The organism is Pseudomarimonas salicorniae, assembly GCF_023156535.1.
In the GTDB taxonomy this organism is placed as follows: Bacteria; Pseudomonadota; Gammaproteobacteria; order Xanthomonadales; family Xanthomonadaceae; genus Pseudomarimonas; species Pseudomarimonas salicorniae.
In genome coordinates this window covers 217,317-233,450 of sequence record NZ_JALNMH010000006.1, presented here as the reverse complement: position 1 = coordinate 233,450, position 16,134 = coordinate 217,317, and the positions used below count along the sequence as shown (strand labels likewise).

The following is a 16,134-nucleotide window of genomic DNA, read 5'->3' as shown; positions in this document are numbered from 1 at the left end:
ATTACTGGTTCATCTTGTAGTGCGCGACCACGATGGCGACCTGGTCCTCGTCGAGATTGGCGCCTGCGGTCTGCGATGCCTGGGTGGTCGACGTGAACTCGTGGGTGTTGTTCGACGTCCACTGCGCGCCCGGCACACCATTGGTGTCATTGCCGATGCCCTGCTGACGGAACAGGCCCTCGCGGGCGTCCGGCTTGCCGTCGATCATCTGGTCCAGCGCGCGGGCCAGGTCCGGGGTCAAGCCGGTCAGCACCATCACGTTGCCCGAGCCGGAAGGCGTGCCGGGGTTGTTCCACTGGAAGCAGACCTGGAGTTCCTGCGGGTTGCCGTTGCTGTCGAGGTAGACGTAGCGGTCCTCGGAGCCCTCGGCACGACCGGGCGGCATGCGCACGCCGGCGCGCTGCATCAGGTCACGCAGGTCGAAGTTGGCCGCATCCTCGCGATCCCGGTTCATGTTCTGCCCGGCGTTGCCGCGGCAGATGGCGTCCGGCGCGGTGACGGCGGTCATGTTGCCGCCTGAGATCGGCTGTCCGGTGCCGGCCGTGTAGTTCTCGCCGTTGACCATCAACCGCGGCTGGGTCTGGCTGTCGCCCACGACCACGCCGGTGCGCTGGGTGTAGGTGTTGTAGGCCACCACCCACTGGTCGAAGAACTTCTGCTTGACCTTGGTGTACTCGGCGTTGCGCTGGACGTCCTTGCCGATCATGACTGCGCCAAGGATCAGTCCGATGATGACCAGCACTACCGCCATCTCGATCAGCGTAAAGCCAGCCTGTGTGGCCCTGCCCGATGCCTGTTTCATCTTTGAAGCGCCTCTCTGCTTTGAATTCGACCTAGCGTCATGCAGCGCAAGCTGCTTGCTGCCCAACAGGGCGCCATCCCGACGCGTTTGGGGAGTGCCACCGCACAGCTGGGTGCCCGGAGGCGACGACGCGTGTGGGTGGTCCGGTGTCGATGCGGCCCGCCGCATCGCGGGTGGCGCAGGACAGTCCCCGTTCCTGTCTTTGGTCAGGGTCATGAACCCGGGCTAAGTGGGTCAATTAGGGAAAAACCCCCACCCCCGGAATCTACCTCGGTCCAACGCAGTGACAGGTTAAGCAGGGTGGCTGCCTGTAGCCCCACGGCAGCTCACCCGTGGTCGACCCCTCCGGACATCTGCTCAACCGGCGCAATCCGCCGCGCAATGCGTGGGAGAGCAAAACGCCGCGGAATGCAAGTCCGTGCATGCGGGAATGCCGGGACCGACGCCGACGGCACTTTCGTGTGGCGCCCGGACAGCATCGGGTCGGCGGGCGTGTAGATTTTCCACACTCGAGGAAACCCGGCGCGGCGGCGCCTGCAAAGCCGACCCTTTGCGCGAAACGCGATCGGGCCATCGAGCACGCACCGCAAGCGGAGCTGTCCATTCCTGGCATAAAGTGCCGCCACGCGTCGACGATGTGCGCCAACGCCCACCGCTCCGCTGCCGATCAACCCGATACCAGGCGTCTGGCTCCCCGAGCACCATGCCGTCGGCGATGCCGGCGGCGGTCGGACTGGCGCACGCCACCCGAGCACGCACGGCGCCATGGCGGGCCCGAAGCAGAAGAGCGAGGGACTTCACCGATTGTCCCTTCACGGCTCCGGTTCCACACTGCTGGTCCTACCGGACACCCTTCCACGATGAGCCCACCGAACGACGAGTTCTCGCGCCAGCGAGCCCTGGACACCTATCGCATCGTCGACAGCCTGCCCGAACCGGCCTATGACGACATCGTCCAGCTGGCTTCGATGATCTGCAACGTGCCCGTGGCGATGGTCTCGCTGATCGATCGGGATCGGCAGTGGTTCAAGGCCAGGCTGGGGACCGAGCTGCGGGAGACCGCGAGGGAAGTGGCCTTCTGCGACCACGCCATCCGCCAACCCCGGCTGCTGATGGAGGTCCAAGATACGGCAGACGACCCGCGCTTTCGCGAGAATCCCCTGGTCACCGGCGAAACGGGCGTGCGCTTCTACGCCGGTATGCCCCTGGTCACCCCCGGCGGCGAGGCCATCGGCACGGTCTGCGTGCTCGACCAGCAGCCGCGAGAGCTCGATGAGGCGCAGCGTGCCTCTCTGGCTGCGCTGGCCCGGCTCACCATGAACCTGCTGGACGGTCGCCATCGCGAACGCGAGCTGGAACGCAATGCGCTGCTCGCCACGGTGGCCGCCGCGGAAGTCGTCCCGGTCGACAGCCCGCAGGCACACACCGCCTGCAGCGTGGTGATCTTCGAGGTCCAGGACTATGCAGGCGCCGTGCATACCCGCGGCGAACGAACCCTTGAGCGGGCTCTGGCCCGCCTTGAGCAGATGATCGATGCCGAATTGGGCCACGCGCGCGGCGACAGTGTCAGCCGGGTGTCGGGGGGCGCCGAGGTCATTGCCGTCCTGCACGGTGACGACTGCCTGCCACGCATCGAAGCGATGCGACAGGCAGTCGCCGCCTTCGAGCAGGACAGCGGCCTGCGCGTGCTTTGCGCCTCGGCCGACTCCGACCCCGCCGGCGAATCCGCGCCCAGCGTGTTCCTGCGCGCAGACCAGGCCCTCAGCCGGCTCAAGGACCAGCTCGCAGACCGCGCCCCGTCGATCTAGGCGCGCGCCTGCGCTTCCTGAGCGGGTAGCCTCAGCAGGGTGACGGAGTTGTCGCCATAGCTGGCGACCGCAAGAAGCCGACCCGAAGCGTCGACGTCCACGGCATGCGGGAACTCGAACCCGCCGAGTTCTCCGGCCGCCTTCAGCCGCTCCCCTTCGAGCTCGAAGATCAAGATCTGGTCTCTGGCCTGGTTGGCTACCAGGACCCTGCCCGCCAGGTGCAGGCAGCCGTCCATCTGGCAGTCCTCGACCTCCACGCTGTCCAGCACCTGTCCGGCATCCGACCCGGGTTCGAATGCGAGCAGGCTCAGCCTCGAACGGTTCACGCAGCCAGGTCGGGTATCGATATGCTCGGCCATCGATGCCACCAGCATCCGGCCGGGCGCCGCGAAGCAGACGTCCTTGGGCTTCCACTCGCCCTCCGTGTGCCGGAAGACCGTCTGCCCGGTCTCGATGGACAGCAGGAACACGCAATGGCCACCGGTACTGCAGGCCACCGCGACCAGATCCGTCCGGCCCGGCACGAACTTGACGCCGTGGCAGTAGCCCGCCTGCGCGTCCTCCAGCCGAATCGACTTCTCGAATTCGATACCGCGATCGGTCACGCGGTAGAGCGAGATCGAACGATGCTCGCAGTTGCTGGTGACCAGTCTGTCCACGCCGTCGAAATCCATCAGATCCGTGGAGACCGCGCCCTGGCTGTCGCGGGTCACGATGCAGCCTTCGATCCGCGTGCGGCCCGTGGCGATATCGAACCGAGCAAGGTACATCCGCTGGCCGATCAGGCTGGTCGCCACGAGCAGGTCCTCGCCGACGAACTTCACGCTCGAACACCGGGCAAAGCGTGGCCTTCCACCGACAAAGAAGGGATCCGGAAACTGGCTGTTGTTGGAATGCGGCAGCACGAGCTTGAGGCGCTCGCCGGCAGCGAGTGTGCCGGTGGACACCTGCCCCGGTCCGTACACCACGAGTCCGCGGTAGACCGCTCCGAGCCGACGGGCGAACGCATGGAGCGAGTAGCTGCGCTGCGCCCGGTCGCGGCCGGCGCTCCCCATCGAAGCGAGCAGGCTGCGGTCCTTGCAAAGCTGCTCCACGCGCCACGCCACCCGGGTCACGTCCCCGGGTGGCTCCAGGAATCCGGTTCGCCCGTGTTCGACGAGTTCCCCGAGAGCGCCGTGGTCGTAGGCAATCACCGGCTTGCTGGCGGCCATCGCTTCCAGCAACGTGCGCCCGAAGGACTCCTGGCAGCTCGACAGGTTGAGTACGACATCTACGCCCCCGAGGGCCTCGCGAGGGCTGCGTGCATAGTCGCGGAACTCGAGGTTCGCCGGAAGCGAGCGATCAAGGCGGCCGTGCAGGATGTCGCGTGTTGCCTCGCTCGGCGGCCCCACCAGGACGAACCGCGCATCGTCCAGATGCTCAAGCAGACGGGCGAGTTCAACCAGCTGGTAGACCCCCTTCTTCTCGAGGTTGCTGCTGATGAGGGCAAAGCGGACGACCGGCCCCACCGGCGCGGCGGCCAGGTCGAGATCAGCCAGGTCCACGGGGTTTGGCACGACCTCGATATGTTCCGCGTTCCCGAAGCAGGCGGCGGTCGCAGCGGAGTTGGCCACCACGCGGTCGGCAAGCGAAAGCACCTCGGCCACGATGCTGGCCGGGGCCGCGCCGATGGTCTGCGCCAGAACCTCATCCCCGCTGACGATCTCACGTGCGTGGATGACGGCCGCCACGCCGCGCCTGCGCGCCGCGACCAGCGGCTCCCGCAACACGATCGTGTTCGCATGGACGGCCACCGCCCCGCAGCGCTCGATCAGATCCTCGAAGCGTCGAACGGCGACCTCGTCGAGCGGGCGATCCTGACGCCACCACGGATAGGGGAAGCAGGCAAGCCGCGAACACCGCTCGACCAGAGCCTGAAGGTAGTCGGCGCTGCCGATCGCGGGAACCGTCACGACAAGGTTGTAGCGGTTGGCCAGCAGACCATCGAGCACATCGAGAAAACTGCGCTCGCCACCGAACAAGGCATTGCCCGCCGCATGGGAACAGACCAGCAGCGTCTGCCTGGCTTCCAACCACGGGAGTTGGCCCTCCCGTTCAAAGACCCCGGTCCGGGGCAAGGAGCCCGAAGCGCGCCCGGTTTCCTGCGGGGCCGGTTGCAAAGTGGGGTGGCAGGGCGCGGGAGGTGGATCGAGCAGGCCGAGCGACGTCGCCGCGGCGCGGATCTGGGGCGGAGCGAGATCGGCAGCGGGAGAGCGCTGCAACACCATGCCGACGCGCAGGAAGTGCTCGCCCGGTGGCAGTCCGGAGCGGTCGCAGTCAGGGTTGCTGCGTCGGTACCAGTCTGGATCCCAAGTGCCGGATGATTCCAGACGCTTGAGCCAGGCATCGACCGTCATGGCAGCAGAAGCAGCACTGCGCGACCTTCCGCACGACCGCTGAGCAGATAGTGCAACAGTGGGTTCTGGCCGCTGGCGGCGACATCGGGGTGCCGCGACAGGTAGCCGGCTGCACTGAACAGCGGCCCCGGCTCCCTGCCCTCGCGGGCGCCATGGCACAGATAGTGGGTCACAGGATCGAGTCCGGCAGTACGTACGTCCGGATTCGCCCAGAGGTACCACCCTTCGTCGAACAAGCAACTGCCGCGCACAGCTGCGCGATTGCGCAGGCGTCGTAGCGAGCACGTTGTGGGTCTCGCCAGGCAGCGCAGCAACTCGCGGCCAAGGCCAGTGACCCGCTTTCGCCATCCGAGCTCGCTGTCCAACAGCCTTCCGACTATTCCGTCGACGCCGGGAGCGGCCGGATCAAGGAGCGTCTCGCGCGCCGTCGCTGCTCCCTGATCGGGCTGATCATCGGCAGTATTGGCAGCCGAGGCTTCTAGCAAACAGGCGATCTCGGCCTCGAGGGAGCCGATACGCCGCAGGTCTGCCAGCCGCCGACGGCGCTCTTCGTGGAGCGCATCCTCCGCCGCGGTGCGCAATCTGCGCTGAGTGAGGCAGGTTCTCGCCAGCGCTGCGAGCTCCGCGAGCGCGCGCTCCAGTCGCACCTCCGCAGCTTCGCGCTCGGTGTTCACGTTCATAAACGGAATGGATCCAGCTCCAGGCCAAAGATCGCAGCGCATGCCGCCGCGTGCAGCGGCAGAGTCTCCTTCTCTGCGCAGCAGATCTCAACCGGCCAAAGCAGTCCACTGTGGTCCTGACCGGCACCCACGCGTTGGGAACAGCGGGCCGCGGGCTCAAGCCGGACTGGCGTGATCCTCAAGCAGAACCTCGCAGATCAGGCGCCTCCTGCAGCCATCGCAGGACGCATCTGACGAACGGGGACGATCGGCACTTGAGGCCTCATGGACGGGGGCGGACAATCGGGGCACTCATCACGGAGACCGACATGGGTCGTGTGCTCTCGCTGATACTGGGTCTGGTCTGCCTGGCCGGCTCGCTGTACACCGGCTACCGCTCGCTGGAGTTCCGCCAGCAGGGCGAGGTCGTGCAGGGCACGGTGGTCGAGGAATCGCTGCCGCTGGGCCTGATGTCCGGGGGGCTGAGCTACACCCAGCGGATCAAGGTCGCCTATACGCCGATCGGCGCGGACGACTCGTTCGAGCTGGAGACCGGCTTCACCGCCAACTGGTTTGCCTCACCCGATCCGGGCGAAGCGTTCGCCGTGCGCTACCTGCCGCACGAACCCGATGATGCGCGGCAGGACAGCCTGTTCCTCGACATCGCTTCGCCGCTGGGGCTGTTCGTGCTGGCCCTGGTGGCACTCGCCGGCAATCTTGGACCCGCCTCACATGGCGCGAGCCGGGTGCTCTTTCGCGGCAGCCGGCGCTGATCCCGCGGGCGGACCCGCTGCGGGTGACCGGCACCGCCTGCCCGTCCAGAACGACTGCTGGCCCTGGAATCCGCACCTGCGCGCCTGCCCCCTGATCTGCTGGTCTTACGGCGCAGCCCGCGACGTGCGCCGGAATACCAGGCAGAGGTTGTTGGCCGGCATCGGATGGACCGTCGCGGGCCCGAAGCCTGTGGCGGCGGCGAGTGCCTCGATCGACTCCAGCGCGCGAATGCCCATCGCCGGATCGCGGCGTTTGAGCTCGGCATCGAAGGCCGCATTGCTCTCGCTGGTCTGCCGCCCCTGCCTCATGAAGGGGCCATAGATGACCAGGCTGGCATCGGCCGCCAGCGCCACGTCCAGGCGGCGGAAGCAGGTCTCGACCATCGGCCAGCTCATGATGTGCAGGGTGTTGGCCATGAAGGCGGCATCGTACTCGGCGGTCGCGGGCCAGCCTTCCTCCATCACATCCAGTTCGAGCGGCCGCGGGGTGTTGGGCAGACCCGCCTCGTCAAGCCAGGCGCGGATTCCGGGAAGGTAATCGGCCCGGTCGCTGGCCTGCCAGACGAGGTGCGGCAGATTCGAAGCGAAACAGACGGCATGCTGGCCGGTACCGCTGCCAACCTCCAGCACGCGGCGGCGGCCCGCGAAAGCGGGTCGCAGCACGCCGAGGATCGGCGCTTGATTGCGCTCACAGGCAGGCGAGAAAGGCTTGTCGGTGGACGGGCGCATCGGGACGGCGGGCGCAGTTTGAAGGAAGGCCCGCCCAGTGTGGCCGAGCTACGCCGCGATGCAAACCCGCGCCTCGACTCAATCGCCCAGCGCCCAGTCCACCGCCTGCAGCGCGTGCAACGCGGTGCTGTCGAAGACCGGAATCGGGCTGTCCTCGGGCGATATGAGCAGGCCGATCTCGGTGCAGCCGAGGATCAGTCCCTGGGCGCCCTCGGCGGCCAGCTGCCTGATGATCTCGCGGAAGCGCCGACGTGATGCCTCGCGGATCTCACCCAGGCAGAGCTCCTCGTAGATCACGCGGTGAACCTCGGCACGCCCGGCTTCGTCAGGCGTCAGCACGCCGATCCCGTGCCTGGACTCCATGCGCTCACGGTAGAACGGCTGCTCCATGGTGAACGCGGTGCCCAGGAGGGCCACCCGGTCGAGCCCGGCGGCCCGGATCGCTGCCGCCGTGGCGTCGACGATGTGCAACAGGGGCAGGCCCACCGCCGCCTCGATCTCCGGCGCCAGCCTGTGCATGGTGTTGGTGCAGAGCACCAGGGCTTCGGCCCCGGCGCCCTCCAGCCGCCGCGCGCAGTCGGCCAGAAGCCGGGCCGCAGCATCCCAGTCGCCGGCCTTCTGCATCGCCGCCACCGGCGCGAAATCGACGCTCTCCAGCAGCAGGGGGGCCGAATGCAGCCCGCCCAGGCGGGCCCGGGCGGCTTCGTTGATCAGCCGGTAATAGTGCTGGGTCGACTCCCAGCTCATGCCACCGATCAGTCCCAGCGCGCGCATGCGCGACTGCCCCGCCGCGCGCGACCCGGCGGCGGCCTGTCTCCGCGCCTTGATCTCGATCAGATAGCCGTCGGGATCGCGCAGCAGCAGCTTGTCCTGGCCGCCAGCGTCTGCTCCGTCAGCCCGGCGCAGTGCTTCGATACAGTGCGGCTCATCCCGCTGAAGCCGTCCTGCCAGGGCCTCCCACTGCGCTCGCGGCAGGACGGCGCCGAAGTGGCGCACACCCTGCGCCTCGGCTGGCAGCAGCTGTTCCGGCCGCTCATGCAGGGTGAGCTGGTGGCCGAACAGGATGACGTCGCTCCAGCGGTCGCCGCTGCGGCCCGTGCCGGCGCCCAGCACCTCCCGGTAGAAGCGCAGCGAGGCCCGCAGCGAGGCCACCGGCATGGCGAGATGGAAGATACTGGTCACGGGGCGGCACCGCTGCACGAGGGGCCCCATTGGACCGCGAATCGCCCGCGCCGCCCCGTGCCTTTCGGCCTGGTCATTCTCGTATGCGCCGGTGCAGACTGCGCGCCTTAGACCCACGGATCCTCCGCATGCCGCCTGCCCTGCGCCGCCTGTCCCTGCTGATCGCACCCCTGCTGCTCGCCGGCTGCGGCGAGCCCCCCCTGCCCGCCGCGGCGCCAGTCCCCGCCGCCCAGGTTGCAGCGCGGGGCGAGTCGCTGGTGCCGCCGCCGGCAGCGGCCGAGCGGCGCGAGCACCAGGTCAGGGCGCCGCACGGCGCCGAGCGCCGTGACGAGTACTACTGGCTGCGCGACGACAGCCGCAAGGATCCCGCCGTGCTGGCCTTCCTCGATGGGGAGAACCGCCACACCGACGCCGTGATGAAGCCGCTGGAAGGCCTGCGCGAGGAGCTGTACCGGGACATCATCGCCCGCATCAAGCAGGACGATTCCACCGTTCCCGCGCGGGACAAGGACTACTGGTACTACACCCGCTTCGAGGCCGGACGCGACTACCCGATCCATGCCCGCCGCAAGGGCAGCATGGAAGCGCCGGAGGAGATCCTGCTCGACGTGAACGCGCTCGCCGAGGGGAAGAGTTTCTTCCAGGTGGCCGTTCGCGAGATCAGCCCCGACCAGCAGAAGCTGCTCTATGCCGAAGACGAGGTCGGCCGCCGCCAGTACGTGCTGCGGATCAAGGACCTCACCACCGGCGAGTTGCTGCCCGACCGGATCACCGGCGCCAGCCCGAGCGCGATCTGGGGCGACGACAACCGCAGTATCTATTACATCGAGAACGACCCGACCACCCTGCTCGCCAAGCGGGTGAAACGGCATGTGCTGGGCACCGACCCGGCCGAGGACACCCTGGTCTACGAGGAAGAGGACGACAGCTTCTACATGGGGCTCTACCGCACCCGCAGCGAACAGTTCCTGTGCATCGCGGTGCAGAGCACGGTCTCCTCGGAGGCACGCTGCACGCCGGCGGCCAAGCCGGAAGCGTTCCGCGTCCTGTCAAAGCGCCAGCGCGACTTTCACTACAGCGCCAACCACCTCGGCGACCGCTGGGTGATCCGCACCGACTGGGAGGCTCCGAACTACCGGCTGATGCAGGCGGCCAACGACGCGGTCTACGGCCGCGCCACCTGGATGCCTCTGGTCGAGCACGACCCCGGGGTCTTCATCGAGGGCTTCGAGCTTTTCGATGGCTTCATCGCGGTGGCCGAGCGCTCCGAAGGCCTGGCCCGCCTGCGCGTCCTGAATCCCGACGGCACCACCAGCCATGTGGCCGCCGACGAGCCGGCCTACGCCATGGACCTGGCCGCCAATCCGATGCCGGACACCGACTGGCTGCGCTACACCTACAGTTCCCTCGCCACCCCGCCGAGCACCTACGAGCTGAACGTGAGCAGCGGAGAACGCCGCCTGCTCAAACAGGAAGAGGTCGCCGGCCATGACCCCGCGAACTACGTGGTCGAGCGACTGTGGGCGCCGGCTCGTGATGGCCTCACGCAGATCCCCGTCAGCCTGGCCTACCGCAAGGGCTTCGAGAAGGACGGCAGCGCGGCGCTGATGCAGTACGGTTATGGCAGCTATGGCAACTCGATCGACCCGGTGTTCAATCCCGCCGTGGTCAACTTCCTTGATCGCGGCATGGTCTATGCCATCGCCCACGTCCGCGGCGGCCAGGAAATGGGCCGGCAGTGGTACGAGGACGGCAAACTGCTGAAGAAGAACAACACCTTCACCGACTTCATCGACGTCACCGACCATCTGGTGGCCCAGGGCTACGCGGCGAAGGACCGGGTCGGCGCGATGGGCGGCTCGGCCGGCGGCCTGCTGATGGGCGCGATTTCGAACATGGCGCCAGAGAAATATCGCGTGATCCTGAGCCTGGTGCCCTTCGTCGACGTGGTGACCACCATGCTCGACGAGTCGATCCCGCTCACCACCAACGAGTTCGACGAATGGGGCAATCCCAAGGATCCGGTCTACTACGACTACATGCTGGGCTATTCACCCTATGACCAGCTGAAGGCCCAGGACTATCCGGCGATGTTCGTCGGCACCGGCCTGTGGGACTCGCAGGTGCAGTACTTCGAGCCTGCCAAATATGTCGCCCGCCTGCGCGCGCTGAAGACCGACAGCCAGCCGCTGGTCTTCCGCACCAATATGGAAGCCGGGCACGGCGGCAAGTCAGGCCGCCTGCAGAAGTACCGCGAGACCGCCGAGTACCAGGCCTTCGCGCTGAAGCAGCTGGGCGTGGTCGAGTAGGCGGGCGCGCGCTCAGGGCGCAAAGAAGACGTTCCACAACACCCGAATGTAGGAGCCAGCTTGCTGGCGATAGGCGCCCCGGATGGGACGATCGCCAGCAAGCTGGCTCCTACACGCAACGGCGCTGCCAGGCCCAGTTTGCGCCGCAAAGCAGGCCGTGCCGCGGTCAAATTGTGGGAGTGCCCTCGGGCGCGACCGCGGAGTTACGGTCTAGCCCCGGTCTGCGGTGAATCCGTTGCGCCGCGGTCGCGCCCAAGGACGCTCCCACAGTCGGGCTCCGTTGGGCGTCAGCGAGACCCATAGGGTGTGCATTGGCGCACCGATTCGGGCGTTCGGACGGTACGCCCGGTGCGGCAAGCCGCACCCTATGAATGTCTTCTTTATGAATGTCTTCTTCGCGCCCGAACCGGCCGGGCCGCTCAGCCGTTCGGCACCAGCACGATCTTGCCCCCGCGCTCGCCGGCGGCCGCGGCGGCAACGGCCTTGGCGATGTCGGCGATGGGATAGGTCTGCTGGACCCTGGCCTTGAGCTTGCCGGTGGCGATCAGGCCGCCGACTTCGGCGAACACGGCCTTGCGCGCCTCGGGATCGGCGTTCTTGAACCACTGCGAAAGCCAGAAGCCGCGAAGGGTGATGTCCCGGAAGACGAAGTAGCGCGGCGAGATCATGCAGCGCTCGCCGCTCATGGCGCCGTAGTTGAGCAGGGTGGCACCTTCGCTCAGGCAGCGAGCCAGGTTCTCTGTCGAGACGCCGCCCACGCAGTCGATGCCCAGCTTGACCGGAGCATCGCCGGTGATCGCCCGGGCCTGCTTCGGCAGGTCGTCACCGTCGATCAGCACGTGCTCGCCCCCGGCCTCGCGGACGGCGTCGACGGCCGACTCGCGGCGCACGACGTTGAGGGTATTGATCCCGCGAAGCTTGGCGATCTGCACCAGATAACCACCCACCGCCGAGTTGGCCGCGTTCTGGATCACCCAGTCACCCGGCTTCAGCTCGACGAAGTCGCGCAGCATCAGCAGGGCGGTCGGCGGATTGACGGTGAGCATGGACAGCTGCACCGGATCGACGCCAGCAGGCAGCGGCACCAGGGACTTCGCCGGCAGCTGAAGATGGGTCGACCAGCTGCCGCAGCCGACCGGCAGCAGCACCACCGTGCCGACCGGCGGAGCGTTGACATCGGCCGCCGCCTCGATGACCCGCCCCACGCCCTCGTTGCCGCCGACCGCCGGCAGCTGTGGCAGGAGACCGTACTCGCCGGTGAGCGTCAGAACGTCGCTGGGGTTGATCGGCGCCGCCAGCACCTCGACGCGCACTTCGCCGGGCGCAAGATCGGGCAGGTCCATCTCGACCGGGCTGATCAACTCGTGCGGGTTGGGACCGCGCTGGGTGTACCGGGCTCGAACCGTCTTCATCTTGGCGCTCCTTGCGGGGAAAGCGTCAAGCATACTGGCCGCTGGAGAAGTTGGTTCAGCCTCCACCCACTTCCATCCTGCGGAACGACCCGGCAACCCCACAACAGATCGCTCCACCACTGGCACGCGGGCGACAGCGCGACGTTCCTGCCGAGCCAACTCCGCCCGCGCCGGAAGGCCTCCGGCGCCGGTCGGTTGCCCTACCTGACCGCAGCGGCGGCCAGTTCGATGCGGGCCAGCGCGCCGTACAGATCGGCGGCCGAGGTCTTCAGCGTGCCGGGCTCGACTACCGACGGCCAGGCCGTGGCCAGAAGGGCGTCGAGCTGGGACTCGATGCGCTCGATGGCTTCCGGCGCCCGCGCGCGCTGGGCCGGACTCAGCCCCTCGATCCAGCGCCGGGCGATCCGGGTGAATCCATAGGCGTCCTGGAACTCGTGCAGGTTGGCGATCCTGCCGTCCTTGACCCCCAGCGCGTACTCGGCGGCCGCCTCGCGGAGCAGTCCGACAACGGTGCCGAGCACCACCGGCAGCGCCTCGGGCGATCCTGCCGCTACCACGGACTGGGCCTCGACCACGGCCCGCTCCAAGGCGGCGTGTGCAGCCTCGACCTCGGCCTTGGGGGCACGCCGGGTGACGGCATCGGCCAGCGCGCTGAGCGCGACGGAAAAATCCTTGGCGGCGCGGGCATCCATCGCCGGCTTCACCGCCGTGTACAGCTCGTCGCCCGGGTGCTTCATGTGCATGTCGGCCATGCCCGCAGCACCCTCGGCGTAGAGCCGGGTACCCACCAGCAGATGGCCGCGGACGAGGCCGAGATGAGTCAGGTAGGCGGCATCGTCACGGGACAGGTCGGCCCCGGTCGCGGCGCCCTCGCCCTCGCCCTCGCCCTCGCCTTCACCGCCGGCGGCTTCACCTTCGCCGCCGGATCCTTCGCCCTCACCGCCGGAGCCCTCGGCCTCACCGCCGGCTCCTTCACCCTCACCGCCGGAGCCCTCACCCTCGCCTTGACCCGCCTGCTGGTTGGCGCGGGCGCCGTGGCCTGCGTGCTCACCAAGCTCTCCCGACTCGCCCCCTTCGGCCTCGGCATGGCTGGCCGCGTGTCCAGACGCATGCGCCTCGGCAGGGGCCATGCCCTGGGCCGCCAGACCGATGGCCCCGGTAACGATCAAGGCCTCACCGAGGCGGGTCCAACGCTTGGGGGTCACGGTCATGGATCTCTCCTTCGCTGCGGAAATGATTGGGGCGGGCGGGCACGGTATAAGATGCGAATGATTCGCCTTTAGAGCTCGCGATGCAACTGCTCATCACCGATCTGTTCACGCCGCCCGAGCGGGAGGCCCTACACGAAGCGGTCGCCGCCAGCGATTTCGCCGATGGTCGCCGCACCGCCGGCCGCCTTGCCGCGCCGGTGAAGCGCAATGAACAGGCCGAGGTCAGCGCAGCGCTGCAGGCCGTGCTCGAACGCGTCGGCCAGGCCCTGATGAAGCATCCGATGGTGCGCTCGGCGGCGCGACCCAAACGCGTGGTGCGGGTCATGGCCAACCGCTACGGCGAGGGCATGACCTACGGCGATCACGTCGACGACGCCTTCATGGCCGGCGAGCGCTGCGATGTCTCGTTCACCTACATGCTCTCTCCGCGCGCCGACTACGCTGGCGGCGAGCTGGTGATCAGCGGCGACGACGCCGATCACACCCACTCGCTGGAAGCCGGAGAGCTGCTGCTGTACCCCGCCGACACGGTGCATCGCGTCGAACCGGTCAGCCGAGGTGCGCGCCTTGCCATCGTTGGCTGGCTGCGCAGCTGGGTCGCCGATCCGCGCCAGCGCGCCATGCTGTTCGACCTCGATCGCGCCATCGACACCATCGCTGCCTCCGCGACCGAACGCAGTGCGGTCCTGCGTCTTCAGCGCATCCGCGGGCAGTTGCTGCGCATGTGGGGGGCCTAGCGCCCAAGGTCCGCGTTGGGCGCGAAGTTCGCATTCGCCCCGGCCCCGCTGTAGGAGCCAGCTTGCTGGCGATAGGCGCCCCGGACGGAACGATCGCCAGCAAGCTGGCTCCTACACGCAACGTCGCTGCCAGGTCCGGTTTGCGCTGCAAAGCAGGCCTTGCCGCAGTCAAATTGTGGGAGTGCCCTCGGGCGCGACCGCAGCGCTACGGATTCACCACAGACCGCGGCCAGAGCGGAACTCCGCGGTCGCGCCCAAGGGCACTCCCACAGAATATCGGCCCATTTGATGAACCGGGGCGAATGCGAACTTCGCGCCCATTGTCCGCCTCGGCGTGGCGCCGCCCGCTCCGGCGTGACCCGACTCGGCCCGCTGCATCCTTTGTGGGACGGCGGGATCCTTCACGAGGGTCGGGAACGGCGGCGATGGTTCGTGCCGAAGGCTGCGCGCCTTGATCGGGCACAGCCGGCCCAAAAAAACGAGGGCCCTTGTCGGGCCCCCGGGCTCAGCGAACGGCGGGAGGGAGGGTGCCGCAGCCTTGCCAAAGCGAAACGTTGCGTTGGGGCGGAGCGATCGGCGCTCCGCTGAACCCGGGGTGGCCGGGAACAAGGCCCCGGCCGAGGCCGGGGCCACTCCCACCCCCAACTCAGTTGTAGGCCGCCTCGCCGTGCGAGGTGATGTCGAGGCCTTCGCGCTCCTCTTCCTCGTTTACGCGCAGGCCGGTGACGGCCTTGGCGATCAGGAAGGCGACCAGGGCCACGACGCCCGACCAGACGATGGTGATGACGACCGCCTCCAGCTGGATCAGCACCTGACCACCGATGCTGAAATCGTCACCGCCGGTGCCGCCCAGCGAGGGCGCGGCGAACACGCCGGTCAGGATGGCACCCACGATGCCGCCCAGGCCGTGCACGCCGAAGACGTCCAGTGAGTCATCGGCGCCCAGCATGCGCTTCAGACCGGTGACGCCCCAGAAGCAGGCGATGCCGGAAATCAGGCCGATGACAATGGCGCCCATCACACCCACCGAGCCGCAGGCCGGGGTGATCGCGACGAGACCCGCCACCGCGCCCGACGCCGCACCCAGCATCGAGGCCTTGCCGCGCAGAACCGCCTCGGTGGCCGACCAGGACAGCACCGCCGCGGCGGTGGCCATCAGGGTGTTGATGAACGCCAGGGTGGCGCCCGACGTGGCTTCGAGGTTGGAGCCGGCATTGAAGCCGAACCAGCCGACCCAGAGCAGGGAGGCGCCGACCATGGTCAGGGTCAGGCTGTGCGGGCCCATCGCCTCGCGGCCGAGACCGACACGCTTGCCGACCACGTAGGCGCCGACCAGACCGGCGACGCCGGCATTGATGTGGACCACGGTGCCGCCGGCGAAATCCAGCGCGCCCTTGCCGAACAGGTAGCCATTACCGGCCCAGACCATGTGCGCGATCGGGATGTAGCAGAAGGTGAACCAGATCACCGAGAACAGCAGCACCGCGCTGAACTTGATGCGTTCGGCGAAGCTGCCGACGATCAGGGCGCAGGTGATGCCGGCGAAGGTCGACTGGAAGGCGACGAAGATCAGCTCGGGGATCATCACCCCGTCGGTGAAGGTCGCAGCCAGCGAGTCAGCGGTGATGCCCTTCAGGAACACTGCGTCGAACGAGCCGTACACCGCGCCGCCGCCGACGAAGGCGAGGCTGTAGCCGTAAACGGCCCAGAGCACCGCGATCAGCGAGAACACGGTCATCACCTGCATCAGCACGCTGAGCATGTTCTTGGCGCGCACCAGGCCGCCGTAGAACAGGGCGAGCCCGGGGACGGCCATCATCACCACCAGCAAGGTGGCGACCATCATCCAGGTGACGTCACCCTTGTCGACGGTGGGTTCGGCCGCAGCTTCGGCCGGGGCCTCGGCGGCGGCGACGGGCTCGGCGGCAGGAGCCGGCGCCGCTTCCGCCGGAGCGGCCACCTCGCTGCTGGCTTCGGCGGCGGGTGGGTCCTGGGCAATGACGCTGCCGGTGACGGCGACGCCCAGTCCGGCGATCAGCAGCAGGGCGAGGATGCCCCGCTTGAACGGGGACACCTGGGCGGTGGAAATCGCGTGGGTCATGGTCGGCTCCTTCCG

Annotated in this window: 12 protein-coding genes and 1 pseudogene; 4 read left to right on the top strand and 9 right to left on the bottom strand. The window is 68.1% G+C overall.

Annotation, left to right across the window (positions count from 1 at the left end):
• Position 1: 1 nt before the first annotated feature.
• Positions 2-802 carry a type II secretion system protein gene (locus tag M0G41_RS08865; protein WP_248208112.1) on the bottom strand — a complete coding sequence of 267 codons (801 nt, stop codon included), beginning with the start codon at positions 800-802 and terminating at the stop codon, positions 2-4.
• Between the two features lie 860 nt (positions 803-1,662).
• Between M0G41_RS08865 and M0G41_RS08860 the strand changes: the two genes are divergently transcribed.
• The gene (locus M0G41_RS08860) at positions 1,663-2,610 is read left to right on the top strand and encodes a GAF domain-containing protein (RefSeq protein ID WP_248208109.1); all 948 of its coding nucleotides are present in this window, start codon (positions 1,663-1,665) and stop codon (positions 2,608-2,610) included.
• Here the strand turns inward: M0G41_RS08860 and M0G41_RS08855 are convergent.
• Both M0G41_RS08855 and M0G41_RS08850 read right to left on the bottom strand, forming a co-directional pair.
• Positions 2,607-5,006 carry a glycosyltransferase family 4 protein gene (locus tag M0G41_RS08855; protein ID WP_248208106.1) on the bottom strand — a complete coding sequence of 800 codons (2,400 nt, stop codon included), beginning with the start codon at positions 5,004-5,006 and terminating at the stop codon, positions 2,607-2,609. The two genes, M0G41_RS08860 and M0G41_RS08855, sit on opposite strands and share 4 nt — an antisense overlap.
• On the bottom strand, positions 5,003-5,686 hold the full coding sequence (locus M0G41_RS08850) for a hypothetical protein (protein ID WP_248208105.1): 684 nt from the start codon (positions 5,684-5,686) through the stop codon (positions 5,003-5,005). The genes M0G41_RS08855 and M0G41_RS08850 overlap by 4 nt, the downstream gene beginning before the upstream one ends.
• 308 nt (positions 5,687-5,994) lie before the next feature.
• Here M0G41_RS08850 and M0G41_RS08845 point away from each other — a divergent pair, with 308 nt between their 5' ends.
• Entirely contained in the window at positions 5,995-6,438 is a 444-nt protein-coding gene (locus tag M0G41_RS08845) for a DUF3592 domain-containing protein (protein ID WP_248208103.1), read from the top strand.
• A gap of 105 nt (positions 6,439-6,543) precedes the next feature.
• On the opposite strand, the gene M0G41_RS08840 is transcribed toward M0G41_RS08845, so the two are convergent.
• From M0G41_RS08840 to M0G41_RS18810, 3 genes and pseudogenes are all read right to left on the bottom strand, one after another.
• On the bottom strand, positions 6,544-7,167 hold the full coding sequence (locus M0G41_RS08840) for a DUF938 domain-containing protein (RefSeq protein ID WP_248208100.1): 624 nt from the start codon (positions 7,165-7,167) through the stop codon (positions 6,544-6,546).
• 78 nt (positions 7,168-7,245) lie between these two features.
• Positions 7,246-7,941, bottom strand: coding sequence for an aspartate/glutamate racemase family protein (locus tag M0G41_RS08835; protein WP_248208275.1), 696 nt, complete (start codon positions 7,939-7,941; stop codon positions 7,246-7,248).
• A gap of 63 nt (positions 7,942-8,004) precedes the next feature.
• A pseudogene (locus M0G41_RS18810) lies at positions 8,005-8,379 on the bottom strand (VOC family protein); the annotation flags it as partial.
• A gap of 98 nt (positions 8,380-8,477) precedes the next feature.
• Between M0G41_RS18810 and M0G41_RS08830 the strand changes: the two are divergent.
• The gene (locus M0G41_RS08830) at positions 8,478-10,658 is read left to right on the top strand and encodes a S9 family peptidase (RefSeq protein WP_248208097.1); all 2,181 of its coding nucleotides are present in this window, start codon (positions 8,478-8,480) and stop codon (positions 10,656-10,658) included.
• Between the two features lie 419 nt (positions 10,659-11,077).
• Here M0G41_RS08830 and M0G41_RS08825 read toward each other — a convergent pair whose 3' ends face one another.
• Positions 11,078-12,070: a zinc-dependent alcohol dehydrogenase family protein gene (locus M0G41_RS08825; protein WP_248208093.1), complete on the bottom strand. Its 993-nt coding sequence runs from the start codon at positions 12,068-12,070 to the stop codon at positions 11,078-11,080.
• A gap of 200 nt (positions 12,071-12,270) precedes the next feature.
• On the bottom strand, positions 12,271-13,281 hold the full coding sequence (locus M0G41_RS08820; RefSeq protein WP_248208091.1) for a hypothetical protein: 1,011 nt from the start codon (positions 13,279-13,281) through the stop codon (positions 12,271-12,273).
• 80 nt (positions 13,282-13,361) lie between these two features.
• On the opposite strand from M0G41_RS08820, the gene M0G41_RS08815 reads away from it, so the two are divergent.
• The gene (locus M0G41_RS08815; protein ID WP_248208089.1) at positions 13,362-14,018 is read left to right on the top strand and encodes a Fe2+-dependent dioxygenase; all 657 of its coding nucleotides are present in this window, start codon (positions 13,362-13,364) and stop codon (positions 14,016-14,018) included.
• Positions 14,019-14,664: 646 nt separating this feature from the next.
• On the opposite strand, the gene M0G41_RS08810 is transcribed toward M0G41_RS08815, so the two are convergent.
• Entirely contained in the window at positions 14,665-16,119 is a 1,455-nt protein-coding gene (locus M0G41_RS08810; RefSeq protein WP_425511242.1) for an ammonium transporter, read from the bottom strand.
• Positions 16,120-16,134 lie beyond the last annotated feature (15 nt).

Coding starts and splice junctions, on each gene's coding strand:
- M0G41_RS08860 (WP_248208109.1), top strand. CDS start 1,663: ATGAGCCCACCGAACGACGAGTTCTCGCGCCAGCGAGCCCTGGACACC.
- M0G41_RS08810 (WP_425511242.1), bottom strand. CDS start 16,119: ATGACCCACGCGATTTCCACCGCCCAGGTGTCCCCGTTCAAGCGGGGC.
- M0G41_RS08815 (WP_248208089.1), top strand. CDS start 13,362: ATGCAACTGCTCATCACCGATCTGTTCACGCCGCCCGAGCGGGAGGCC.
- M0G41_RS08865 (WP_248208112.1), bottom strand. CDS start 802: ATGAAACAGGCATCGGGCAGGGCCACACAGGCTGGCTTTACGCTGATC.
- M0G41_RS08825 (WP_248208093.1), bottom strand. CDS start 12,070: ATGAAGACGGTTCGAGCCCGGTACACCCAGCGCGGTCCCAACCCGCAC.
- M0G41_RS08840 (WP_248208100.1), bottom strand. CDS start 7,167: ATGCGCCCGTCCACCGACAAGCCTTTCTCGCCTGCCTGTGAGCGCAAT.
- M0G41_RS08835 (WP_248208275.1), bottom strand. CDS start 7,941: ATGCGCGCGCTGGGACTGATCGGTGGCATGAGCTGGGAGTCGACCCAG.
- M0G41_RS08855 (WP_248208106.1), bottom strand. CDS start 5,006: ATGACGGTCGATGCCTGGCTCAAGCGTCTGGAATCATCCGGCACTTGG.
- M0G41_RS08845 (WP_248208103.1), top strand. CDS start 5,995: ATGGGTCGTGTGCTCTCGCTGATACTGGGTCTGGTCTGCCTGGCCGGC.
- M0G41_RS08830 (WP_248208097.1), top strand. CDS start 8,478: ATGCCGCCTGCCCTGCGCCGCCTGTCCCTGCTGATCGCACCCCTGCTG.
- M0G41_RS08820 (WP_248208091.1), bottom strand. CDS start 13,281: ATGACCGTGACCCCCAAGCGTTGGACCCGCCTCGGTGAGGCCTTGATC.
- M0G41_RS08850 (WP_248208105.1), bottom strand. CDS start 5,686: ATGAACGTGAACACCGAGCGCGAAGCTGCGGAGGTGCGACTGGAGCGC.